The organism is Paenibacillus dendrobii (genome assembly GCF_009807035.1).
In the GTDB taxonomy this organism is placed as follows: Bacteria; Bacillota; Bacilli; order Paenibacillales; family Paenibacillaceae; genus Paenibacillus_AQ; species Paenibacillus_AQ dendrobii.
Genome location: NZ_WUBI01000003.1, coordinates 1 through 24,426, shown reverse-complemented (window position 1 = coordinate 24,426; position 24,426 = coordinate 1). Strand labels below are relative to the sequence as shown.

General features: G+C 47.9%; 20 protein-coding genes, 1 rRNA gene, 1 pseudogene and 1 riboswitch. Of the genes and pseudogenes, 19 read left to right on the top strand and 3 right to left on the bottom strand.

Annotation, left to right across the window (positions count from 1 at the left end; genetic code table 11):
- Positions 1 to 25: 25 nt before the first annotated feature.
- Positions 26 to 1,051 (bottom strand): LCP family protein, encoded by a 1,026-nt coding sequence (locus GRF59_RS18280; RefSeq protein WP_160499167.1) that lies wholly within the window; start codon positions 1,049 to 1,051, stop codon positions 26 to 28.
- 157 nt (positions 1,052 to 1,208) lie between these two features.
- Between GRF59_RS18280 and bcp the strand changes: the two genes are divergently transcribed.
- From bcp to GRF59_RS18255, 5 genes are all read left to right on the top strand, one after another.
- Positions 1,209 to 1,667 carry a thioredoxin-dependent thiol peroxidase gene (gene bcp / locus GRF59_RS18275; protein WP_160499166.1) on the top strand — a complete coding sequence of 153 codons (459 nt, stop codon included), beginning with the start codon at positions 1,209 to 1,211 and terminating at the stop codon, positions 1,665 to 1,667.
- A gap of 240 nt (positions 1,668 to 1,907) precedes the next feature.
- Positions 1,908 to 2,366: a MarR family winged helix-turn-helix transcriptional regulator gene (locus GRF59_RS18270; RefSeq protein WP_160499165.1), complete on the top strand. Its 459-nt coding sequence runs from the start codon at positions 1,908 to 1,910 to the stop codon at positions 2,364 to 2,366.
- Between the two features lie 12 nt (positions 2,367 to 2,378).
- Positions 2,379 to 3,656 carry an ABC transporter permease gene (locus tag GRF59_RS18265; protein ID WP_160499164.1) on the top strand — a complete coding sequence of 426 codons (1,278 nt, stop codon included), beginning with the start codon at positions 2,379 to 2,381 and terminating at the stop codon, positions 3,654 to 3,656.
- Positions 3,657 to 3,904: 248 nt separating this feature from the next.
- Positions 3,905 to 4,357 (top strand): MarR family winged helix-turn-helix transcriptional regulator, encoded by a 453-nt coding sequence (locus GRF59_RS18260; RefSeq protein WP_160499163.1) that lies wholly within the window; start codon positions 3,905 to 3,907, stop codon positions 4,355 to 4,357.
- On the top strand, positions 4,354 to 5,868 hold the full coding sequence (locus GRF59_RS18255; RefSeq protein ID WP_160499162.1) for a DHA2 family efflux MFS transporter permease subunit: 1,515 nt from the start codon (positions 4,354 to 4,356) through the stop codon (positions 5,866 to 5,868). Before GRF59_RS18260 ends, GRF59_RS18255 begins: the two co-directional genes overlap by 4 nt.
- Before the next feature lie 79 nt (positions 5,869 to 5,947).
- Here GRF59_RS18255 and GRF59_RS18250 read toward each other — a convergent pair whose 3' ends face one another.
- Positions 5,948 to 6,607 (bottom strand): DedA family protein, encoded by a 660-nt coding sequence (locus tag GRF59_RS18250; RefSeq protein WP_160499707.1) that lies wholly within the window; start codon positions 6,605 to 6,607, stop codon positions 5,948 to 5,950.
- A gap of 135 nt (positions 6,608 to 6,742) precedes the next feature.
- On the opposite strand from GRF59_RS18250, the gene GRF59_RS18245 reads away from it, so the two are divergent.
- From GRF59_RS18245 to GRF59_RS18205, 9 genes and pseudogenes are all read left to right on the top strand, one after another.
- Positions 6,743 to 8,029 (top strand): polysaccharide deacetylase family protein, encoded by a 1,287-nt coding sequence (locus tag GRF59_RS18245; RefSeq protein WP_237391909.1) that lies wholly within the window; start codon positions 6,743 to 6,745, stop codon positions 8,027 to 8,029.
- Between the two features lie 108 nt (positions 8,030 to 8,137).
- A complete protein-coding gene (locus tag GRF59_RS18240; RefSeq protein WP_160499161.1) occupies positions 8,138 to 9,127 on the top strand; it encodes an AAA family ATPase in 990 nt (329 codons plus the stop codon).
- Positions 9,128 to 9,135: 8 nt separating this feature from the next.
- A complete protein-coding gene (locus GRF59_RS30145) occupies positions 9,136 to 10,437 on the top strand; it encodes a DUF58 domain-containing protein (protein ID WP_160499160.1) in 1,302 nt (433 codons plus the stop codon).
- Position 10,438: 1 nt separating this feature from the next.
- Positions 10,439 to 12,646 (top strand): transglutaminase TgpA family protein, encoded by a 2,208-nt coding sequence (locus GRF59_RS18230; protein ID WP_160499159.1) that lies wholly within the window; start codon positions 10,439 to 10,441, stop codon positions 12,644 to 12,646.
- Between the two features lie 77 nt (positions 12,647 to 12,723).
- Positions 12,724 to 14,262 carry a glutamine-hydrolyzing GMP synthase gene (gene guaA, locus GRF59_RS18225; protein WP_160499158.1) on the top strand — a complete coding sequence of 513 codons (1,539 nt, stop codon included), beginning with the start codon at positions 12,724 to 12,726 and terminating at the stop codon, positions 14,260 to 14,262.
- A 414-nt stretch (positions 14,263 to 14,676) separates the two neighbouring features.
- Complete coding sequence (locus GRF59_RS30035) at positions 14,677 to 15,003, top strand: class I SAM-dependent methyltransferase (RefSeq protein WP_160499157.1); 327 nt, start codon at positions 14,677 to 14,679, stop codon at positions 15,001 to 15,003.
- Entirely contained in the window at positions 15,000 to 15,431 is a 432-nt protein-coding gene (locus GRF59_RS30030) for a class I SAM-dependent methyltransferase (RefSeq protein ID WP_160499156.1), read from the top strand. Before GRF59_RS30035 ends, GRF59_RS30030 begins: the two co-directional genes overlap by 4 nt.
- 699 nt (positions 15,432 to 16,130) lie before the next feature.
- Entirely contained in the window at positions 16,131 to 16,517 is a 387-nt protein-coding gene (locus tag GRF59_RS18210) for a hypothetical protein (RefSeq protein WP_160499155.1), read from the top strand.
- A gap of 1,146 nt (positions 16,518 to 17,663) precedes the next feature.
- Positions 17,664 to 17,840 (top strand): annotated as a pseudogene (locus tag GRF59_RS18205) (GMP synthase (glutamine-hydrolyzing)); the annotation flags it as partial.
- A 148-nt stretch (positions 17,841 to 17,988) separates the two neighbouring features.
- Here the strand turns inward: GRF59_RS18205 and GRF59_RS18200 are convergent.
- Complete coding sequence (locus GRF59_RS18200; protein ID WP_160499154.1) at positions 17,989 to 18,261, bottom strand: hypothetical protein; 273 nt, start codon at positions 18,259 to 18,261, stop codon at positions 17,989 to 17,991.
- A 308-nt stretch (positions 18,262 to 18,569) separates the two neighbouring features.
- On the opposite strand from GRF59_RS18200, the gene GRF59_RS18195 reads away from it, so the two are divergent.
- The 5 genes from GRF59_RS18195 to GRF59_RS18175 form a co-directional block, all read left to right on the top strand.
- Positions 18,570 to 19,664: an alanine racemase gene (locus GRF59_RS18195; protein WP_160499705.1), complete on the top strand. Its 1,095-nt coding sequence runs from the start codon at positions 18,570 to 18,572 to the stop codon at positions 19,662 to 19,664.
- Between the two features lie 20 nt (positions 19,665 to 19,684).
- A complete protein-coding gene (locus GRF59_RS18190; RefSeq protein ID WP_160499153.1) occupies positions 19,685 to 21,289 on the top strand; it encodes an N-acyl-D-amino-acid deacylase family protein in 1,605 nt (534 codons plus the stop codon).
- Between the two features lie 46 nt (positions 21,290 to 21,335).
- Positions 21,336 to 21,797 (top strand): RidA family protein, encoded by a 462-nt coding sequence (locus tag GRF59_RS18185; protein WP_160499152.1) that lies wholly within the window; start codon positions 21,336 to 21,338, stop codon positions 21,795 to 21,797.
- 111 nt (positions 21,798 to 21,908) lie between these two features.
- Positions 21,909 to 22,008: riboswitch (purine riboswitch) on the top strand.
- A gap of 161 nt (positions 22,009 to 22,169) precedes the next feature.
- A complete protein-coding gene (locus GRF59_RS18180; RefSeq protein ID WP_160499151.1) occupies positions 22,170 to 23,540 on the top strand; it encodes an NCS2 family permease in 1,371 nt (456 codons plus the stop codon).
- A 525-nt stretch (positions 23,541 to 24,065) separates the two neighbouring features.
- A 16S ribosomal RNA gene (locus tag GRF59_RS18175) occupies positions 24,066 to 24,426 on the top strand; the annotation flags it as partial.

The following is a 24,426-nucleotide window of genomic DNA, read 5'->3' as shown; positions in this document are numbered from 1 at the left end:
GTTATTAAAAAGCAGGAGGGCAGCCCTAGTTGCTGCTGCCCGAACTGCTGTTTTGGGTTTCCGACTCGGTTTTGCCATCGCTGGAGACGGGCACCGGTGTCGGCTTGTTGAAAATATCCTTGATGTAATCCTTCAGCGCCGTCTCACTCGACACGGTGAGAACGGCCGCGCCGCCAATTGTTTTCTCTTTGAGCAGCTTCATGGGAGGAATCTGTTCGCTGCCGGCCATTTGGCTCTTGTAGCCGACGTTTGCCAGCTTCCACATGTCGTTGACGGACAGGTTGGTGTCAATATAAGGACTGACGCCGTTCAGGATGTCCGGAAGCTTCATAATAGAGGTTGTGGACTGCATTTTCTCGGCAACAGCCTTCAGAAAAGCGCGCTGTCTCTCCGTCCGGGTAAAGTCCGATGTAGCGTCATGACGGAAGCGAACATATTGAAGCGCCGTCTTGCCGTCGAGATGCTGCATGCCCTGCTTCAGATCGATATCATACTCATGCTTATCCGCGGCACTCGGATAGTACATATCTTTCTCCACGTAGAAGTCAACGCCGCCAACCGCATCCACCAGCTTGATAAAGCCCTGGAAGTCGGTGTAGACATAGTACTGGATTTCGATGCCCAGCAGATCGCCGACGGCCTTCATGGCCGTGTTCGGCCCGTGCGTGATCGCCGTGTTGATGCGGTCCTTCCCGTGCTCTGGAATATCCGTGTACGTATCGCGCAAAATAGAGAACAAATTAATTCGTTTTTTGACGGGATCGAGTGAGGCTACCATCATGCTGTCAGACCTGGGAACTTCGCCTTCTTTGAGGCCGCGTGCGTCAACGCCCATGAGGAGGATGTTTACAGGCTCAGTGCCTTCCCATTTGGGAGGATCGGGAACCTTGACTTCTACGGGAGATACGTTCTTAAAGGGAGAGGCTTCTCCGGTTTTTTGCAAACCCTGCAGACCATTATAAATCGAAGTAAAATAGTATACCGCGTAGCCGATTACAGCGACCAGAACGATGGCTATAATCCACAATATCGTTTTTTTCCTTGAGGTCATTCCTTCTCTTCCTTTCAATTATCCTGATAAAGGAGGTGGTTGTCTGTTTCGACATTTGTAGGTTAAGGATTCATTTATTATAATTTTTTTTGTGTATACAATCAATTTTACGTTAAGAAATAGCATCCATGCATTGTCGAAAGGAGACGAACGAATCATGACAGAACTTGCAATCGGACAAGAGGTCCCTGATTTTACCCTGCCGGCAGCCGGCGGTGAAGAAGTCACGCTCAGCAGCTACCGCGGCCGAAAGGTTATATTATATTTTTACCCGAAGGACATGACGCCGGCCTGTACGGATGAAGCCTGCAGCTTCCGGGATTCCTATCATATATTGGAAGCGAAAGGAGCAGCCGTGCTTGGCGTCAGTCCGGATCCTGTCAAATCCCACAGGAAATTCAAGGATAAGTATGAGCTGCCCTTCCTCTTGCTGTCAGACGAGGATCATAAAGTCAGTGAGCTGTATGGTGTGTGGCAGCTAAAAAAAATGTATGGCCGTGAATACATGGGCATCGTCCGCTCGACCTTTCTGATTGATGAAGAAGGAAAGTTGCTGAAAGAATGGAGAAAGGTCAGAGTAAAAGGACATACCGAGGATATTTTATCCGCACTATAGTGATCGTTTCGATTCCAAATGGTTTGGGATATATTTCAGGCACTCTCTTGTAGAGTGTCTTTTTTTACAGTTTTTTTGGGGGGGATTCCTGCTGCATGATATTTTATAAATTAGAATGTTTGAACTAAATGGTATGAAAACAATATGAAAATTCAATGAAACAAATCAAAAATCGATTTACAACTTAGAATATTCGAAGTATAATGAAATTTATCCGCTTTTGAGGAGGAAGTATGCGAATTGGATAAACAGCATGACATTACGGTAGAGATGTTACTTGATGTATATAGTGAGCTATCCACAAAAATGACTGGTCAGCGTATTCGTGCCTTGAATGATCATCTCCGCGAGCATGAATTATCCCTGAACCAATTTTTCATTCTGAATATCGTTGGCCGCGGCGGAGCTTGTCTGTCAAGTCATCTTGCCAAAACGCTGAAGCTAAAGGCAGCATCCATCACGTATCTGGTGGATTCCCTGGAGAAGAGGGGGCTGGTCGAACGCTTGGAGAATCCAAACGATCTACGTAGTCACTTTGTCAGCATAACGGATCAGGGGCTCGGCATTTCCACCTATCCATTTCAGCATTCGCTTGCCGCCGAGTTTTTCGCTAATTTGAGCCAGGACGATATTGAAATCCTCTACGTGATGATGCGCATCATGAATCGTAAGTTAAATGCACAACCCGCAACAGAGTAGGAGAGTGGTATTTTGAAAAGATTGTTAAAGGTGAAGTTTGCCTGGTTTCCTGTATGGTCCACGGCGGTGCTCATGCTTTGCATGATATGCGTCTATCTGCCGGTCTTTAGCGGCTCAACGCAAAAATTAACCGATTTTCCGTTGATCGTCGTCAATGAAGACCAAGGCATATCCTCCATGAACATGGGTCAAAAGATTATGGATAACCTGGTTGAAAAGCAAAATGGGCATTCATTTAAATGGACGATCGAGTCCAGTAAGGAAAAAGCCCTTGAGGACATAAAAAACAACAAAGCTTACGGAGCTATCGTCATCCCGTCCGACTATTCGGCTTCGCTCGTCCAGCTGCAAAAGACGCTGATGACTGGGGAAACCGAAGGAAAGCCGGTCAAGCTGGAGGTGCTGCTGAATGAGGGCGGAGGTCAAATGGCAACATCGGTGGCTTCCAACGCACTTGGAGCGGTATCTGCATCCGTGTCGAACGGCATCAGCAAGGGGATCAAGGAGAGCATGATGAAGCAGGGACTTCAGGTCTCGCCACAGTCCACCTCGCTGCTGGATGCGCCGGTTCAGGCGACAACAGCCAACGTGCTTGGTCTTCCTGCCAATGTCAATAAAGGCATGACACCGTTTGTAATGGTGCTGATCTCATCGATTACGGGTCTGATGGGTGCCAATATGATTCACGGATATTTGGGCAAAATCGCCGAGGGCATGGCCCGTAAAGGCCATCCGCTCAGCTCGGCCAAACTGTTGGTTACGGAACTTCTGATGGGAATTATATTGGCAGTGCTGGTCACTTCCGCGCTGCTTACTTTCGTGTTTGGCGTCTTCGGCAGCGCCCATACGGCAAGCATTTGGAGAATCTATCTGTTCATGCTTTTATGCTGCCTCACCATGTACTTCTTATTCAAAATGATCAGCATATTCCTCGGCAAATGGGGGATGCTGGCAATGTTCCCGCTTAATATTCTCGGAATCTTTGCAAGCGGCGGTGCCATTCCGTTAACGACACTGCCGGAATTCCACCGCATTTTCAGCTCTTTCCTTCCTACCCGCTATATGGTAGACGGCATGCGTGCCCTATTCTATTACCACGGTCATATGCAGGCAGGCCTTGGAACGGCGCTGAAATATATCGTGACTTATTTCATCATGTTCCTGTTTGTCTGTGCAGCCATGGTAATGATGGCGCATAACAAGGATAAACAGAGCAAGAACGGTCAATCGTCAGATTCCCGGCAATCTTCGCCCAATGGGCAAGAGATGGGAATGCTCGCCGCCGAGTAATCCCTACAAACGAATGATTGGAAGAAAGGCCGCTCGATGCCATCATGTCAAGGCATGTCAGAGCGGCCTTTTTGATTCGAAGGACGAAATCGAAATGAAAGCACTACAATAATAATTGAAAGAAGAATGTAAAATGATATGTAAATTTGTTCTTATATTTTTGTTGACATAGAAACATGTAGGCATTAAACTAATTCGTATGCGAAATATTAGGGTATGGAATAGATTATGAAACAGGGTGAACTGGTTTGGATTCGCAGAAACATATTCTTGAATTGTTGTACTCTTTTCGGCAAGTGCACCTGAGCTTTTACCAGCTGTTCTGGAAGGATGCGGGAGCGCTTGGAACCACCTGGATTCAATATCTAGTACTGCGAACGCTTCGCGATCATCCGGATATCGGACTCACGGAGCTGGCAGATTTCATTCTTATAGGAAACAGCACGACCAGCGGTGTCGTGGACAGGCTTGTCAAAGCGGGGATGGTTGAACGCAAGCGCTCCGAGACAGACCGAAGATCCATCACGCTGAGAAATACAGAGGAAGGGGATGAATTGCGAAAGCGGACGGAAAACACCTGTAACTGTTATCTTGAACCTCTTTTACATATCAGTGAAGAGGATCGGAGTCATATGCTTCAGACGCATCAACAGATTATCGACATACTTACACAAAAAGGGAGAGAGAGAAGTACATTATGAATAGCAGCCAAGCTCAGTCAATAGAGCACATTAAGAAAGGGCCGATTATCGCCGCTTTGCTCATCGGCGCTTTTGTGGCGTTTTTGAATCAAACGCTGATGAATGTTGCCCTACCTAAGATTATGGATGATCTTGGAATCCAGGCTAACACGGGGCAATGGCTAACGACCGGCTACATGCTGGTTAATGGCGTTTTGATCCCGGTCACAGCCTTTTTGATTGCCAGGTTTACGACAAGGCAGTTATTTATCTCAGCGATGTCGCTGTTCTCGATAGGAACGTTGATATGCGCCTTGTCGCCATCCTTTGCCATTTTGATGATCGGCCGTTTGATTCAAGCGGGTGGCGCAGGGATTCTGATGCCGCTCATGACGGTCGTATTCCTGAACATTTTCCCTATTGAAAAACGCGGATCGGCCATGGGCATGATGGGGATTGCCATGATTTTGGCACCGGCGATCGGGCCAACATTATCCGGTTATGTCGTTGAACATCATTCTTGGCGCGTTCTGTTCTATATTATTTTGCCATTTGCCCTCATTGCGACATTAATCGGTATTTTCTTCTTGAAAAACGTAACCAAGGTAACCAAACCGAGATTCGATGCGGTCTCTGTCATCCTGTCCACCATCGGTTTCGGCGGGCTCTTGTATGGATTCAGTGACGCGGGTACCGACGGCTGGAACAGCCCTAGAGTTATCTGGACGCTCGTGATTGGCGCGATCGCTCTCGTTGCATTCGTTTGGAAACAGTTTATTTCCAAGACTCCGATGCTGGAGTTCCGGATCTTCAAATATAACATGTTTACGCTGACGACGATCATTAACGTCATTGTTACCATGGCGATGTATGCAGGTATGATTCTTATGCCGCTGTTCCTGCAGAACATCCGTGGCTTTACACCGATGGAATCCGGTCTGATGATGCTTCCGGGTGCCATTCTGATGGGGATCATGTCGCCGATTACCGGAGCGATTTTCGATAAAATCGGTGCACGTTGGCTTTCGGTCATTGGCCTGGCAATTACGGTAGGCATGACATATGAATTCAGCCGTTTGACAGTAGATACATCGTATGCGCACATGATGATTATTTATACGGTCCGCATGTTTGGTATGTCTCTGATGATGATGCCGATCCAGACTGCAGGTCTGAACCAGCTGCCACGGAGCATGAATGCGCATGGTACGGCCATGTCCAACACGCTGCGTACGATTTCCGGCTCGATTGGTACGGCCATTCTGGTGACGGTAATGACCTCGCAAACGAAGCATTATGTTACCGAAGGTATTAAATCAGGTGCAGCCAAAGCAACGGACAAGGCTCAAATGGCCGCATTGTCCGCGCAGTCCATGGTTCACGGTATCAACGATGCTTTCGTCATTGCTACATGGCTCAGCGTCGCTGCGCTGATCCTGGCCTTCTTCATTAAGAAGACCAAACCGCAAGATGAAAACCTGAAAGTGGAAATGAACAAAGTAAGCGGAACGACGGCTAACGCAAAAGGTTAATGCCATTATCGATTCGATAAGTAGAAAAGACGCACCTGCCCTGGGCAGGATGCGTCTTTTTTCGTCTACTGCGACCTATCTATTTTAACGTTTTGGATATCGGTTTAGGCTTAAGTTTGCGCACCAGCTTGTACATCAGCGATGAGAGCGGCTTTCTGAAGCGGTAGATCAGGAAGGTGAGAAGGATCACCACAATCGCTCCGACTACCCAGATCGAGTATTTTTCCACGACGTGAAAGGCCAGGTTCCATTGCGGACCAAAAAGCTTGCCGATGCTCAGGAACAGCACAACCCATAATAATGCGCCGCTGTATGCATACAGGGCAAACCTCCGGAAGGAAAGGTTGATCATCCCCGCGAAATATCCTGTGAAATGGCGTACCCCAGGAATGAAGTAACCTAGAAAAACCAAGCTCTGGCCGTATTTGTTGAACCACTTCTGAGCACGCTCAAGCTTATGTTCAGACAACAGCACCCATTTTCCATACCGTTGTATAAAAGGAAGTCCAGCCTTCAAACCAATGAAATACGTGATGGTAATCCCAATGGTCGTGCCCAAGAATGCGAGCGCGAGCAGCCAGCCGAAATGCAATTTACCCGCGTAGGAGAGATACCCCGCATAGGCCATCGTCGTTTCACCCGGGAACGGGAGCGCGATAAACTCCAGAACGAGACCCAAAAACAAAACGATGTAACCATAATCACCAAACAATAGCTGTATCCACTTCAATAGTTCCAACGGACTCACTCCAAACCAGATCCAAGTTGTGCTTGCTTCTTGCTTTAAAAAGTCAGACTCAAAGTCTATTTTCAAGCCATCCACCATATAATCTACCAGAAAGCAGAATTCATAGAAATAGTGGAGGTATTCGTCATGGTTAATTGGTTGTTACATCGTAAAAAAAGAGCGGCTTGCTTCGGACTTGTTGTGCTGCTGTTGATGCTTTTTTCTTTTCCCGGAGAAGGCTCGTTTCTTTGGCATCCGCAAGAGGCTGCCGCGAAAGCACCGGACCAGCCGGAAAGCAAGCAGCAGGTTCAACCGTTCTATGCTTCTTCACCATCTCCCCAAGCGAAAACTGCCTCAGCGGCAACCGGCAAAACGGTCTACCTTACGTTTGACGATGGACCGAGTGCTTTAACCGGCGAGGTTCTTGATATTTTGAAAAAAAATAATATCCATGCCACCTTCTTCGTCCTCGGTGAGCAGGTCAAGCGTAACCCCGAGCTGCTGCAGCGCATTTATGAAGAAGGACATGCTATCGGCAATCATACGTATAATCATAATTATACAGAACTTTATAGCGGATTTCCTGTCTTCTGGGATCAAATCAAGAAAACCGAAGAAGAGATAAACCGGATTACCGGGATCCGTCCGCAATTGGTGAGAGCGCCCGGCGGAACGGCGGGGCACTTCGATGATACTTATTTTAGTCTAATGAAGCAAGGAGGATACATCGTAACGGATTGGAATGTGGATAGCGGCGATTCGAAGCGCAAGGGAGTGCCTGAAGCCGAAATCATCAAAGGGGCCGAAACGCCGGTGAAATCCGATCAGGTTGTGCTTTTGATGCATGACGGAAGCGGCCACGGCGAGAGCGTGAAGGCATTGCCGAAGGTCATATCCTGGTATAAGAGCAAGGGCTTTCAATTTGGGGTTCTGTCGCCGGACCAAGAGCCTGTACAGTTCAAGGTGAATGCCAAGGCCAAGCAGTTAAAGCGGGGCGCTCCGAGCGAGTCCTGGGTACAGTCTCATGTTGCCGGTAACACGGCTTTGTTTGACAATGGCAAACCGCTCCGACTTGAAGTGGGGCCACAAGAAACGACGCTTCAGCCCGGCGAATACCGGTATGAGAACGGACACTATCTGGTTCCGGTCCGCGCAGTTGCGGAAAGACTTGGCGGCACGGCGGTCTGGGATGCAAAAACGCAGACGGCGGGCGTCACCCTGCTCGCGGATACGGATACCGTGTTAAAGATCGATACGAATTCCGGTCTGCTGACGGTGATGGTATCGGGCAAGAAGACATCTGCACTGTCCACATCCGTAAGCCTGATGAACGATGCGGTCTGGATACCCGTGCGTGATTTCTTTGCCAGCGCAGGGTATGCGAATATCTCAGCATCCGAGAACAATGAAGAGCGACGGATCAAAGTATTCTAAGAATCTATCAAAATCCATATAAGACAATGTCTACTTCCTTTCATTTATGGAGAGACTGAATTTCATAGATTTCGATCAGAAATTCAACTCCCAAATGAATCGGAGGTTATGAAATTGTCTACTCCTTCTATACAAGATCAGGACTTCGCGCCTGAACTGCTTGAACGGGTCATAGCCCGTGTAGGTACGGTCATTGTCGGAAAAGAAGCCCAGATCAGGCTGGCACTTATGTCCATGCTGTGTGGCGGACACATTCTGCTTGAAGACATGCCGGGTGTTGGCAAAACCATGCTTGTAAGGGCGCTTGCAGCCTGCCTTGGCGCGAGCTTCGGCCGCATTCAGTTTACGTATGATTTGATGCCGGCGGATGTGACGGGGACCTCAGTATACCGCCAGCAAAGCGGTACATTCGAATTCCGCCCCGGACCGATGATGTCTAATCTGGTGCTTGCCGATGAGCTTAATCGTGCTTCGCCGCGGACTCAATCGGCCCTGCTTGAGGCAATGGAGGAGCGCCGGATCACCGTAGACGGCATGACTTACCCTTTGCCGCGCCCGTTTTTGCTTTTGGCGACGCAAAATCCTCTGCAATTCGAAGGGACTTACCGGCTTCCCGAAGCGCAGCTGGACCGCTTCCTCATGCGAATTCAGCTCGGATATCCGGAGCCAGAGCAGGAAATGGAGCTGTTATCCCGCATGCAGGGCGTGCATCCACTGGAACGAATCAAGCCGGTGATGCTCGCGGAGGAAATGGAAAGCTTGCAGCGTGAGGTCAAGGGAGTTTTCGTAGATGACTCCATCAAGCTGATGCTGGTGCAAACGGCGGATGCTTCAAGGCATCATTCCAAGCTGCAGCTGGGAATCAGTCCTCGTGGAACGCTTGCCTGGATGCTGGCTTCGCAGGCAGCTGCCTATATGGCAGGACGCTCGTACGTGATTCCGGATGATGTCAAACATACGGCTGTTCCTGTGTTGGCTCACAGGCTGCTTCTTAGCCATGAAGCAATGCTGGCCGGTGTGCAAAGCGAGGATATTGTGCAGGAACTGCTAACGCGTCTAGTCGTCCCTCATGCTGCGCGTAAAGGGGTACGGCCATGAGGAGGCGGGTGGCTGAGTGGACAGGCGGCGCTGTTATACTTGGCATTTTGGCCGTTTTGTATCGCTGGCATGGGGGAGCCTCGGCGCTTTATATGCTGATGTTAGCGGGATTGATTATGGTTTCCGGCCTTCTGATGCAATGTTTGGGTCTGCGGGGCATTACCGTTAACCGTCAAATGTCACAGTCCGTCATCCCCGCTGGCGAAACCGCGGAGATGAAGGTGCAGGTGAAGTTTCGTTCATTCATGCCCATTGCGTGGCTTGCCGTGGAAGACTACTATACCGGAGGGAGCAGCCGGCAAATTCTCTTTCCGGGATTTCGGCGCAGCTTGGAGTATAGCTGCGAGCTTCGCGGTCTGCCGCGCGGCGTATATTCCTTTGATGCCTGCCTGTTTGAATGGGGCGGGCTGTTCGGCTGGTTTAAGGGCGGTCGTGTGCAGAGGTCTGAAGGCCGTCTTGTGGTCCTGCCTCGGCCGTTTCCGATAACGGGCGTTTTCGATTTGCCTTCTGCTGCCGCTGCGCAGGCGGCGCTGCAGTCTGTGCAAATGGCAGAACACCGAAATGGCATCAAAAGTCCCGAAGTCAGAGAGTACCTGCCTTCCGATCCGATGAACCGGATTCATTGGAAAAGCTCTGCAAAACGCGGAAGTCTTCAAACCTCTCTGCCAGAGGATGAGCGTGACCCGTTCTGCCTGGTGGTTTTGGACTGTTCATTTCAGGGGTATGTTAGCGGCGAAGAAACAGAGGAACAGAAACGGGAAATCGAAAGTTTATCTTTTGAGAGAGCTGTATCGACAGCCTCCGGAATGCTGGGCGAGATGATGCGCACCGGCGCGAGAGGCAAATTCGTATGCGGGGGATTGGATGTCAACGAGAACCGTTTGACGGCCACAGACGAAGGTGGGGCTGCGAGCAGCCGCGATGCTTATACCCAAATGCTTGCCGCATTGTCCACGGTCAGGATGGGAAACGGACCGGCGCTTTCGTCAATAATAGATGAAAAAGTACAAAAGATGGTACCAGGTACGCGTGTCATTGTCATTACCGGTAAGCTGGACAAGCAGGGGGCTGACGCAGCCGCACGTCTGCTTGCCGGTGGCGTGCAGGTCGACTGTTATTGCACCGCATTGTATGGTCAGCCAGACAGCAAGGAAGGCGGCAAACAGGGCAGACAGTCGGGGAACGCTTCTTCATTTGCGACGGCGGTCCATGTATCGCGGATGGGTGTCAGAATGTTTGCCGTCAATCAGGATCTGGTGACAAGAATCGGTTTGATGGAACAGGCTCCTCAAGGGGAGGGCGCGGTCTAACATGGAGAATGGAAAAGATCCTCTATTGTACCGGATATGGATTTCGCTGCCTTTGATGGGGCTTTTCATGGAATGGCTTATTCCGTTAAAGCCGCTGGATGTGATGTCAGTCAGCAGAGAATGGTTTGGGGTCATGTATATATTTACGGGGCTGCTGCTTCTGCTGGGAGTATTTTGCTTCAAATGGGCCATATCCCTGCCGTTATACGGGCTTTGCACGGCCGGAGTATGGGTCTATGTCATCCGATTAAGCGGCGGAGAGACCGGGCCTTTGTCATCGTTCACCTTGCTGCTGCAGGATGTGAAGCTGCTTGTCTCTACGGGGAATTTTTCGATGATGAGCCAGGAATCCCGAATGCTGGTGCTTATGATTGGCTGGGCTTTACTTGTCTACTCGGTGCAGTCGCTAGCGCTTCTGCGCAGCAGCGTTCTGTTGTTCGCGGCAGCCACGCTGCTGTATTTATTCTGTCTTGAAACGCTGCTGAATCTCCCGGTCTATGGAGACATTATCCGTACCAGCGCCTTGATTCTGATGCTGCAGGGAATGGTTCATCTCTCCCGTTTAAGGGAAAGCGGCAAATCCCATGTCATTCATAGATCCGTATACAGCCTATGGGGATTTTCCCTCGTCGGTCTGGTGCTGGTTCTGGTGGTCGGGAGCTGGGCCGGAGGCAGCATTACACAGGCTAAACCCACAGCGCGCATCTCTTTGCAGCAGGCTGCGGACCGTCTGGCGGACTGGGTGCGGACTGGTTACAACGGCGGTGAAGCGGCTGCGGTTACGGGATACAATTTATCAGGCGAAGAAGATGATATGGGTGTTCCTTTGCATCAAGGCAACCGCATTTATTTTACGGCGCAAACGCCGATCGCCACGTATTGGCGGGGGGAAACCTTCAGCGAATATAATGGCCGAAAATGGTCCGAGCCCGAAGATACCGTAAATACGGGTTATGCACCCGGCGTGATCCCGGGGGAGCGGGACAACCCTTCTGCTGGAATGAAGACGGTCATTCAACAAATTACATTTGAGCAGCCACTCTTGCAAAGCTTTCCGCTTTTTGGAGGCGGAATGATAGCGGAAGTGATGGATCTGCAGTTATCTGCGGCCAGGTCGGCCTTGCCTGCAGCTATCGAGCATAACACTGATGCTGGTACAGTGAGGGTTATGTTAGACAGGGGGCAGCCGCAGGTGGAAGGTTACACCGTAAAGGTGGACATTCCCGACAGCGATCCTCAGCGTCTTGGCAGCGAATCCGGAGTCGATCCGAAGCTCGTTAGAGAACGTTATCTGCAGCTTCCGAACGGGCTGCCTGAGCGTGTCAGAAATCTGGCTGCCGAGATCACAAGGGGAGCTGCAAACCGCTACGAGCAGGTTGAAGCTGTGAAGAGCTATCTGAATGAACATGAAACCTATACGCTGGAGACGAGAGTGCCGCCCGAAGGACAAGATTTTGTTGACGACTTTCTGTTTGAGACCCACGAGGGATACTGCAACCATTTCTCCACGGCCATGACGGTACTCCTCCGCAGCAAAGGGATACCCGCGAGATATGTGAAGGGATTTGCACCGGGCATCCAGGACGTGGGCCATCAAGACCGCTATATCATTAGCGAAGGGGACGCGCATTCCTGGGTCGAGGTGTACTTTCCGGAGTCAGGTTGGATTCCCTTTGATCCAACGCCGGCGCTTGCCATTTCCAGCGGGACAGCCCAGCCTGTTTCTTCGTTGCATCAGATGTCCGCATCTGGAGGGGACCTTCTTCTGAAATATGCCGGATTAGCTGCAAAAGAACTATTCCGTACTGTGGATTTTTTTTGGAGCAAGAAGCTGATATGGGGAACCGGATTCGCTCTTGCAGGTCTGCTGACGCTGATCGTAATTTCGTTTATGCCTTGGCTGAAGCTTCTGCCGTTGTGGCTCCGCCTTCACGTGACACGCCGCCGTTTCCCTGCCAAAGATGATCTCTTGAAGTGCGCGCGTCCGGTATGGGCAGCTCTTGACCGTCGCTTCGGAGCTGCTCCCGCCGGGTTTACGGTAAGAGAGTATATGGACAGCCTCCCTGTTGAACAGGAAGAAATGCGCAGCCTGTTGTACGATTTTACCGCTGATTGGGAAAGGATAGCTTATGATGAAGGTCCCTTGGACAGAAGTCGGTGTATCGCTTTCATGCGCCGCTGTCTGAGGATCTCCAAAAAAGTGGCATAAGCTTGCCTGCCTGGTTTTCTTGACGGTATGAATTAACGTTGCGTATAATTAATTTCAACAATTGAGGGAGGCACGTTATGAACAAGCCAAATGAAATCATCGTTGTCCTGGACTTTGGCGGACAATACAATCAACTTATTGCACGACGCATTCGCGATTTGGGAGTATACAGCGAATTGCTGCCTTTTAATACACCGGTAGAGAAGATCCGGGAGCTTTCCCCGAAAGGGATCGTATTTTCCGGAGGGCCTTCAAGCGTATATGCTGAAAATGCACCCCATGTGGATCCGGCGGTTTATGAACTGGGCGTGCCGATCTTTGGCATTTGCTACGGCATGCAGCTGATGGCTCAGCAGTTGAACGGTAAAGTGGAACGTGCATCGAAGCGCGAGTACGGCAAAGCGGATCTGGAATTCGCGCCGAATACGACATTGACGAAAGGGCTTGAATCCAGACAAACGGTATGGATGAGCCACGGGGACCATGTGGTTGAGTTGCCGGAAGGCTTCAAGCTGGATGCGGGAACGGAATCGGCCCCTATCGCTGCGATGAGCAACGCGGACAAGCAGCTTTATGCGGTTCAATTCCATCCGGAAGTACGCCACTCTGTTAACGGTAATGAAATGATCCGCAACTTCCTGTACGAAGTGTGCAAATGCGATGGCAACTGGACCATGGAAACCTTTATCGACGATGCGATCCGCGATATCCGCGATCAGGTTGGCGACCGCAAAGTATTGTGCGCGCTGAGCGGCGGCGTAGATTCTTCGGTCGTAGCGATGCTGATTCACAAAGCGATCGGCGATCAGCTGACTTGTATGTTCATCGATCACGGCTTGCTGCGCAAAGGCGAAGCAGAGAGCGTAATGGAGACTTTCGTAGGCAAATTCGATATGAAGGTTGTTAAAATTGACGCGCGCGAGCGTTTCCTCGGCAAACTTGCCGGTGTGGACGATCCTGAGAAAAAACGCAAAATTATCGGCAACGAGTTCATCTATGTATTTGATGAGGAATCCGCTAAATTTGACGACTTTGATTTCCTGGCCCAAGGCACACTGTACACGGATATCGTAGAGAGCGGAACGGCAACGGCTCAAACGATCAAATCGCACCACAATGTAGGCGGACTGCCTGAAGACATGAAGTTCAAGCTCATTGAGCCTTTGAAAACCTTGTTCAAGGACGAAGTACGCAAAGTCGGCGAAGAATGCGGCCTTCCGGAAGAAATCGTATGGCGTCAGCCGTTCCCGGGTCCGGGTCTTGCTATCCGCGTACTGGGTGAAGTAACCGAAGACAAGCTTAAGATCGTGCGTGATTCGGATTACATTCTGCGTGAAGAGATCGCCAAGGCTGGCCTTGACCGCGAAATCTGGCAGTACTTTACCGCCCTCCCGAATATGAAGAGTGTCGGCGTTATGGGTGATGCGCGTACCTATTCCTACACTGTGGGTATCCGCGCCGTAACATCCATCGACGGTATGACCGCCGACTGGGCACGCATTCCTTGGGACGTGCTTGAGAAGATTTCCGTGCGTATCGTCAACGAAGTGGATAACGTAAACCGTATCGTTTATGACGTAACTTCGAAGCCACCTGCAACGATTGAGTGGGAATGAATTGGTTTGAAATGATGCTTTTAGATGCCAAGAAGCCTTGATATACAAGGGTTTTTCGCACCATCGGCATGATGATTTCCAGTTGACGTGCAACAATTGAGTGCTAAAAATTACTCTCTTTTATCTGTGTTGTTAACCAGGTAGAAGGGAGTTTTTTTATGACTAAAATCAATGAACTAATTCAAGATTTTAAGCTTAACCAAGTACCATTTTCGGGATGGTTGTAAAAATAGAAAAACATAACATTATTGAGCTAACGGGCAGAATAGTTTAAACCAAACAAGGTCAGAAAACCACGGCAACTGCTCCTTGCTTTATTAGCCTATGGTAGGTTAGGTAACAAGGAGATGAATTATGAAGTGTCGAAAACTAGTTTAGGTGAATTAGAAGCATATTTTTTTGGGGGGGACAGAAATGACCAAAGAACATGAAATTCTGGAAATCAATAAGGACGGTTGGAATAAAGTAGCTGACCAATTCTTTGAAGGTACATTTAATACCTTAGGATACGGTATATATTCTCCCGATGAAAATGAACTTAATTTGTTGGGTGATGTGAAAGGTAAAGTGATCCTTGAAGTTGGTTGTGGGAGCGGTCATATCCTTGAATACTTGGCAAATAAATGCGCTAAAGAATTATACGGTGTAGACTTTTCTACAGCACAATTGAACGCCGCTAAAGGGGTTACCTCTTACTTAAGTACACCAATTCACTTCATAGAGTCTCCAATGAAGATATGATAGAATTGCCAGAAGCATATTTTGATATTGCAGTGTCTATATACGTTCTTAGATGGACGGTTAACCTTGATAAAACATTAAAGAATGTATATGATTCACTAAAATCAGGAGGAGTATTTGTATTTAGCTGGGAACATCCGGTTCATAGTGTATTGGAGTATGACGAAGAAAAATTATTTTTTCGTCGTTCTTACGTTGATGAAGGACCTGAAAAACATGAGTCGTGGAGATCAGTACCTATAATAATGAATTATCGAAGGATAAGCACATACATAAATGCTTTAGGTAAAGCTGGTTTTATTATTGACCAAGTTGTTGAAGAGACAAGGATTCCTGAAAATGATAATAGTAAACCAAGTAAATGGTATTCTGCCGAGAAAGCAAGAATTATTTGCCCAGATATAATTATTAAAAGCCACAAACTTTAAGCTAACGGGAAACAATAGCTCAATGAAAACATTTGAAGGCAGCTGACTTTGTCGGCTGCCCTTTTCTCAACAACGGGAAGTCTAGTTCAGAAGCAGGTGAATGTATCATCCAATATGTAGTAGTATGGGATTCTCCTGAAACGAGTAACGGGAGAGTAGAAAGGGATATGGTCATCTTCTTTCAGTTTTAGGTGGTTCGAGCTAAAAATGTTAGAATAAGGAGTATGAAGCTGAGACAGTTATGTTAAATTCTGCGTTAAGCGACTATATTTTTAAGTAATTATAATTGCAAATATATTGATAATTTACGTTAATCCGTTAACGGAGAAGCATACTTCTCCTTAAATAAAATTGTGATTTTATTGGCTCCTTGCTACTCTGAGTGGAAATAAGGACATGTGATTTTACATGGAGAGACGGGCATGATACGCTCCTTAGCGACGCGAAGGCTTGCTACTCACAGTTTTTCGTGAGAACTCATGCCCGTAGAGGCTCCATTTCAAATCACTCGATTAGTCTCATAAGTGTGCTTCCCCACTAAGTAGAGCGAAGAACCAAAAAATTAGGAGGAGCAGATTTGGGAAACAAACGCCTAACTTTCTATCCAAGAGATAAATTTTGTTCTAAAATGAATTTTTTAATGTTCTTATAATCCCCACTGTAGAAGAACAAAATCCTTCTATTAAGGGAACCATTAGCTTGAATGGTGCTGAACCTTTTGCAGCAACTGGTGAAACTGCTTCAATGGATTTTTACCATATCGCTACCGATAAAACTCTTAATAGATTTACAAAGGAATGGAAAACCAATCTTTATGGTAGTTTTTCGTATGATCCAAATACATACGTTGTAAATACCGTAACTGGACCAACAGTTAATCTTGCTTATGCAAGTTGGGGTTTAAACTTCTCACCATATCTTAACCAAGTATCTGCTAGAAATTCAAAATCCGGATTTAAAGCAACATTTACTGGTTCCTATCAGATGGCTTGCACGGCGATTATCGATTTTGGTATTTCTTATACCTTAGATTTTGGAAACTATACCGATTCTTTTGACGCCTACGCTTCTGGATTACAAAATTAATATTTTTTAACCCCTAATATAGTTCAATCTAGACTACTTAAATGAAGTAGTTAGATATCGAACCATATTAGGGGGTTTTTCTTGTTTCTCTATTTGAAAAGGAGAAAAAAAGCTTTAAAGAAAAATTTTACTGTGAATGTATATTTATAGTGGGGATTCTTGAATTACTTAGAGGGAAAAGATCGTCATTATTATATTTAGTCTGAACATGAGCGTATATCCAAGAAGTCCTAAGAAACATTAATCCGAAAGCATTGCTATTGGAGCTTAGGAAGGTTACGATATCTGAGTCGATTGGTAATGCATATAAGGGGTGGGCGAATTGTCATTTATCTCTAAGAATAGTAAAAAAAATAAAGTCTTTTTAAATTCATTTTATATTGTTTATTCTATTTTAATGTTAATAGCTTATTATGGTTATGTATTGTTGGATCATCATCGATTAAATAAATCGAAAATCTATATATCGAAATCTAGTTTGACACAGCAAGATTTTCTTGCAATAGAGCGGCTTGGAAATTTGATATCAAATTTTGAACAAAGTTTTCTATATTTATTCATTATAGCGATACTTATCATTTGTACTCTTTTTCGAAAAAATATTAAAGTCGTTACAAAATTCCTATTGTTAAATATGGCCTTATTCATAGGGATAATACTAATAAATTATATTATTTTTTGTATGACTCACCTACCTATAGGTAATCTTATGCAGCCATTAGCATATCCATTGTGTATATTAATGGGGGGATTTATCTATGTCTTATCCTTATGGGTATTTGTACGACGTAACAAATATAATTAGGAAATATAAACCAACACATAAGTAGCTACCTTATAATAATAAGGCAAGGGCAAGTACACAGCTAGTAGGGTTCTTACCCTGCATTAAAGCAGAAGTAATCCGTCAACTTTCTCAGGGTTTGGATGGATTACTTCTTTTTCATATCCTTAAAGAATTTCGCTAATATCTTGACATATTGGCTGAGCGTAAACATGATTGAAGTGGCTGACCTTATTGAAAAAATGTACGGTCATCAATGCTATGTCATTTTTGTGTTTATACTTGAAATTTTAAAAACCACCTGCTACGATTGAATTACAAAAAATAACGTAATAATCGAATAGTAATTTACTCAATTGAAGTACACCGTAGGCATCCGCGCCGTAACATCCATCGACGGTATGACCGCCGACTGGGCACGCATTCCTTGGGACGTGCTTGAGAAGATTTCCGTGCGTATCGTCAACGAAGTGGATAACGTAAACCGTATCGTTTATGACGTAACTTCGAAGCCACCTGCAACGATTGAGTGGGAATAGGCTTCTAGCTGTATCTGATGCATATGAAATCCGTTTTCCTCTGTTCGAGGGAAACGGATTTTTTGGTCTATCCATGCACGAAAAGGCTGCAACTGACGCGGTAAGCGCCTGAAGCAGCCTTTTTCATTTGTATTAGACCTCAGCTCAGCTACCCTTCGTTCTGCCCGTTTTGCGAATTCTCCGGGACCGGGTCCTCGCCAGGAAAGTGCCTTCCCTCTTCTTCATGCAGCTCCTGATTTTCGTAGCCGAACCGGCGCGGGCTGTGCTGTCCTTTGCGCCACGGCGAGCTTTTGCCGATAGACTCGGCTGCCAGGCTTGAGCCGTATGGTCCTTCGGGGAACTCTTCCGCGACTAGATCGTTGTGCTGAGATTGGACGGTGGAAACATCATTGTTTTCAATATCGGAATCCGGTGTAAACAACTTAAACGCACCTGCCTTTGTTAATGTATTAGAACGAATAAAACGCATGGATCATCAGTGTGATAGAGCAAAAATCTCTGCTAAATGCGGTTTTTATTCCGGTTGTTGATTATGGTTTTCATAGGGTAATGTCTCCTGCGCGTATGTTTTCTATCCCTTACGTGTACGCTGTTTCCATGAATTTTAATGGATAAGGCCATTTATTTCGTTGATTTTTATTATTTCAATCCTTATCTCATTGCGTATATCGTATATAATGGAGTCTAAGTACAGACGTCTGAGAGGAGGAAAGTTAAAGCGTGCTAACAATGGAGTCTTTGGAAACGCCTTGCATTCTGATTGATGAACAAGTTGTGGAACGCAATATCGATGATATGGCGGAATGTGCCGCCCGTAGTCAAGTGAAGCTCCGTCCGCATATTAAGACGCATAAAATTCCCGGGTTTGCGCTGAAACAGCTTGCCAAAGGGGCGGTGGGCATTACGGCGGCCAAGGTAAGCGAAGCGGAAATCATGGCGGAGCATGGCGTCAAGGATATTTTCATCGCCTATCCGGTGGTATCGCCATCCAAAATCAAACGGGTGATTAAACTGGCAGGTCAAATTCATGTCGTTGTCGGCGTGGAAAGCATCGAGGGAGCAAAGATTCTTTCGAGGGAGGCCGTCGAAGCAGGAGTAACCCTCTCCGTTCGACTGGAAATAGACTCCGGACTTGCACGTACCGGGGTAGCACCGGATAAGGCTGTAGAGCTAGCGCAGCAGATCGTTGCACTGCCGGGTCTTGATTTAAGCGGTATTTTCACGTTTAAGGGGGCTGTCTTCCAAGGTGCCGGTACGACGGATCTGGAGGCAGCGGGTCAGGAAGAAGGACGTATCATGGTCGAGACGGCTGAGAAGCTGCGAGCGAGTGGCATCGCCATCCGCGACGTCAGCGTCGGTTCGACGCCAACCGCTCCGTATGCGGCTGCCGTCGAAGGCGTGACCGAAATCCGCCCGGGAACGTACATTTTTTACGATCGCATGCTTGAAGTCATGGGGGCGTGCTCCAAAGAGAATTGGGCCGCGAAGGTTCTAGTCACCGTTGTAAGCGTTCCCGCCGATGACAGACTCGTGGTGGACGGCGGCAGCAAAACCTTTGCGACCGACGTACAGCCGGGCCAGCATCCGCTCCATTTGAAGGGGTTTGGTGAAATCATCGGCCATCCCGATGCGGTTTTCGAGAAAATGAATGAAGAGCATGGGATGATTCGTACCAATGGACCGCATGGTTTGCATGTCGGAGACATTCTTGAAATCGTGCCGAATCATATTTGCCCAACGATCAATCTGCATAATGAAGTATTCGTAACAGAGGAAGGCGTAATTCGGGCCGTACCTGTATTGGCGAGAGGGAAACTGGCCTAGAGAAGCGGGGGAAAGTCAAAATGCTGGATATCATTATTGAAAACGGGAGACTCGTGGATGGAACGGGAAACCCGTGGTATTTTGGACAGCTTGGCATTAAGGACGGTAAGATAACCCATGTGGGCAGAACCGATGACGAAGCTTTGGAGAGGATCGATGCCAAGGGACAAGTGGTTGCTCCGGGTTTCATCGACGGACACTGTCATTCGGACCTTTTGATTTTGGACCAGCCTGAGAGTGAGTTTAAAATGCAGCAGGGTGTTACGACGGAGGTCGTGGGCAACTGCGGCCTAGCTCCAGCACCTTACTTCAAAGACAGGGCCGCGGAACTGAAGAGCTATATCGAGCCCGTCATCGGGCGTACCGATTGGCCATGGCCCTGGGAGAACATTGAGGAATACCTGCAGCATTTGGCGAAGACCCCGGCATCCGAAAATGTCTCCACCTATGTGGCACACGGAGCTTTGCGCATTTCGGTCATGGGTTTTGCGAACCGGCCCGCGACCAAAGACGAGCTTGACCGGATGAAATGGCTGCTGGAAAACGGGCTGAAGGCGGGAGCGATCGGCTTGTCCATCGGGCTCCTGTATGCACCGGGCAGCTATACCCCAAAAGAAGAGCTGGCAGAACTGTGCAAGGTGGTAGCGGCATATGGTGGGCTTTTTTCCACGCACATTCGCGGCGAAGGCAATAACCTGCTGGCTTCCGTCAGGGAAGTCATCTGGATTGCGGAGCAGAGCGGCGTATCCCTGCATGTCAGCCACTTGAAGGCAGCAGGCAGAATTAACTGGGGGCAAACCCAGGATGCGATTGCATTGATTGATGAGGCCAGAAGCCGCGGCATGGATGTCACCTGTGATGTGTATCCGTATTCTGCAGGATCGACCACATTGACGACGGTGCTTCCGCCGTGGGTGCTGGAGGGAGGAATTGACTCCACGCTTCAGCGAATTGCGGATCCGTCTGTACGGAAGAAGATCAAGCAAGAGCTTCGAGAAGAACAGACCACTTGGGATAACCTGGTGTGTTCAACCGGATGGCAAAGTGTGTTTGTCTCGTCCGTCCCGTCGGCCGCCGGCAAGCTGCTGGAAGGTAAGCATATTCTGGAGATCAGCGAGCTGTGGGGTATGGATCCGGAGGATGCGGCGTTGGAGCTTCTGGCGAGGGAAAATGGCCAGGTATCCATTGTCTATTTTCATATGTCGGAAGAAGATGTGCGGGAGGTCATACGATATGATTACTCTCTGATCGCATCGGACAGCCTGGGCTGTGTTACCGGCAAACCGCATCCGCGTTCCTACGGCACCTTCCCGAGGTTGTTCGCGGAGTATGTCCGCAAGCAAAAAACGCTAACCTTGGAGCAGGCCGTCCGCAAGGTGACTTCTTATCCCGCGCAGCGGTTCAAGCTCGGCAAGAGAGGTTTGTTGGTTCCGGGCTACGCTGCCGACATTGTCATTTTTGATCCGGCTACCATTAACGATACAGCTACATACCAAGACCCGATCCGCTATCCGGAAGGGATTTCGGCGGTGCTTGTGAATGGCCGGAAAACCATGGAGCACCAGCAGCATACGCATGAACGCCCGGGTGTGTTTATTCCGGTGCAGCACTGCTGCCGGCATTAATCTTCCGTGAATCACACGGCAATATAACTAAAGGAGATGACCCGTAATGGCTAAAATCGAAAAAATTCTTGAAGAAAAAGGTATCGTATTGGAAAAGGTGCCTGTCCCGGTAGCGGAATACGTTCCGGCTAAAACCGTCGGCAACCTGGTGTACACTTCCGGCAATGACTGCCGTATCAACGGTGTATTGAAGTATACTGGTAAAGTGGGAAGTGACCTTACGGTTGAACAGGGATACGACGCTGCCCGCCAGGTCATGATTAACCTGATATCGGTACTCAAGGAGCATCTGGGAGATCTGGACCGCGTGAAGCAAGTTGTCAAAATGCTGGCTTTCGTAAATTCCGCGGACGGTTTTGTCGAACAGCCTTATGTCATTAACGGGGCTTCCGAGCTTCTGGTCGAGGTTTTTGGCGAAAAAGGCAAGCATGCTAGATCAGCCATTTCTGCCAACGAACTGCCGTTTAATACGCCCGTAGAGATCGAATTGATCGTTGAAATCGAATAGGAATCGATAAATCTCACTAATTCCGAACGATAACTGTATCCAATTGTTTGAATATTCGTTTTTTCTATTGACAATTTTCGCCCATCTCCCTAGAATAAATGTTGTGAGAAACGACAATTTATAAATAATTTTCGTATAATCCCGGGAATCGGCCTGGGAGTTTCTACGAGATCACCGTAATGATCTGGCTACGAAAAGAAGAGATGGCGGATAACATGCATGCGCTTGGTACACCTTATTGGTAGGGTGATCCTTAAGAGCGTATGCACGGACAAACTTCTCTTTCTTTTATGCATCATGCCTGCGGATCGATGACGGTCTGCGGGCTTTTTTGTCGTCCTGACTCAATTTTCTAAGGGGGATTCAGTTAAAATGGAGCGTTTCTTTAAGTTAAAGGAACACGGAACGAATGTACGGACAGAGATTATCGCCGGCCTTACTACCTTTATGGCAATGGCATACATCCTCTTCGTGAACGGTTTGTTTCTAGGGGAGAATGGTGCCGGCATTCCGAATGAGGGCGTATTCTTCGCGACGGCAGTTGGTGCAGGTCTGGTTACGATCATTATGGGATTGTTCGTTAATATTCCGATTGCGTTGGCGCCGGGCATGGGGCTTAATGCTTACTTTATGACGGTGGTTCTTAGCTCGAATGGTGCCATTACCTGGCAGGCTGCACTCGGTGCGGTGTTTATTTCGGGTATAATCTTCATCATTCTAACTGTCACCAAGGTTCGTCAAATGCTCTTGGTAGCTGTTCCTCAAAACTTGAAAAGCGCCATTACGGTTGGTATCGGTTTGTTTATCGCCGTGGTCGGCTTCAAATTGAGCAACCTGATCTCCATTTCGGTGAATGCGGGTACGGATGCAAGCAAACCGATTGGCGGAGCAAGTTTCAACCTGATGCTTAGTGATTTCTTTTCACATAAAGATGCTCTTCTTGCCTTGATTGGCCTTTTGTTTATCGCCGTGTTGATGGTGCTTCGCGTCAAAGGCGCTCTCCTGATCGGCATCGTGGTTACGACCCTGATCGGTATTCCGATGGGAGTAACGGATCTGAGCGGACTGACTCATGCGAACTGGCTTCCTTCCTTCTCCAATTTGGCTGTGGGTCAACTGGATCTGAAGGGTGCACTTCATATCGGTCTGTTTGATATCGTATTTATCTTTACTTTCGTTGAATTGTTCGATACTTTCGGTACCTTGGTAGGTACAGCAACACGTGCAGGCTTGATGAAGAACAAAGAGAAGAGCGAGAAAATGATCGGTAAAGCCATGCTGGTAGACGCTGTCGGCGTCAGTGCGGGTGCGGTTCTCGGTACAAGTACCGTTACTTCTTTTGTAGAAAGCGCAGCAGGGGTTGAAGCAGGCGGACGTACGGGCCTTACGGCGGTAACAACGGGCGTGCTGTTCATCCTGTCCCTGTTTATCGCTCCATTGGCACTGGTCGTTCCTTCGGCTGCGACAGCCCCGGCCTTGATCATTGTAGGTGTTCTGATGATGAGCCAGGTGCGCAACATTGAATGGGATGATTTCTTCGAAGCATTCCCGGCGTTCCTAACGATCATCCTGATGCCTTTCACCGGCGGTATCGCCAACGGTATCTCTGCGGGTATCCTGTCTTATGTCATTCTGGCCATTTTCGCCAACCTGGTTACCAAGCGTAAAGTCAAAATTCACTGGTTGATGTGGGTGCTTGCATTAATCGTTATCTTCCGGTTTGTCTTCCTTGGCACAGAGTAATAAATATATATAGAAGAAAAGGGTCGTTTTCCTTCGGATGGAGGGAGACGGCCCTTTTTACTCATTGTAAGAAGACGCATGGATGTTCTCTCCGATATTTAATGCGTCCCGTGCCAAACAACATGGATGGACAGAATGAAATGAATTTAATAAAAAAGGGTTGCATTAATTGTGTACACATGGTATATTCTTATTCCGGCCAAGAAAACACGATAAAGTGAATTCTTAGCAAGCGAAAAGCTTTAAAAAAAGATTTTAAAAAAAGCTTGCATAAAAAGGTCGAGCATGATATACTATAAAAGTTGTCGCCGAAGAAAAGCTTCGCTGATAACGAGAAAGAATTTGATCTTTGAAAACTGAACAACGAGTGAGATACAGACTTCAGTCATGAAGTCGAAACGCAAAGCAGTTCGGTCCCCGAACTGTGGAGCACAAATGAGATTTTAAGTAATGAAGTTTTTGATTGGGGTTTGCCTCATTCAAAAATTCATTATATCTCGTCAGTTTCAAAATGAGCTACAAACTTTCTTGGAGAGTTTGATCCTGGCTCAGGACGAACGCTGGCGGCGTGCCTAATACATGCAAGTCGAGCGGACTTGATGAGAAGCTTGCTTCTCTGATGGTTAGCGGCGGACGGGTGAGTAACACGTAGGCAACCTGCCTGTAAGACTGGGATAACTACCGGAAACGGTAGCTAATACCGGATAATTTATTTCTTCTCCTGGAGAGATAATGAAAGACGGAGCAATCTGTCACTTGCAGATGGGCCTGCGGCGCATTAGCTAGTTGGTGAGGTAACGGCTCACCAAGGCGACGATGCGTAGCCGACCTGAGAGGGTGAACGGCCACACTGGGACTGAGACACGGCCCAGACTCCTACGGGAGG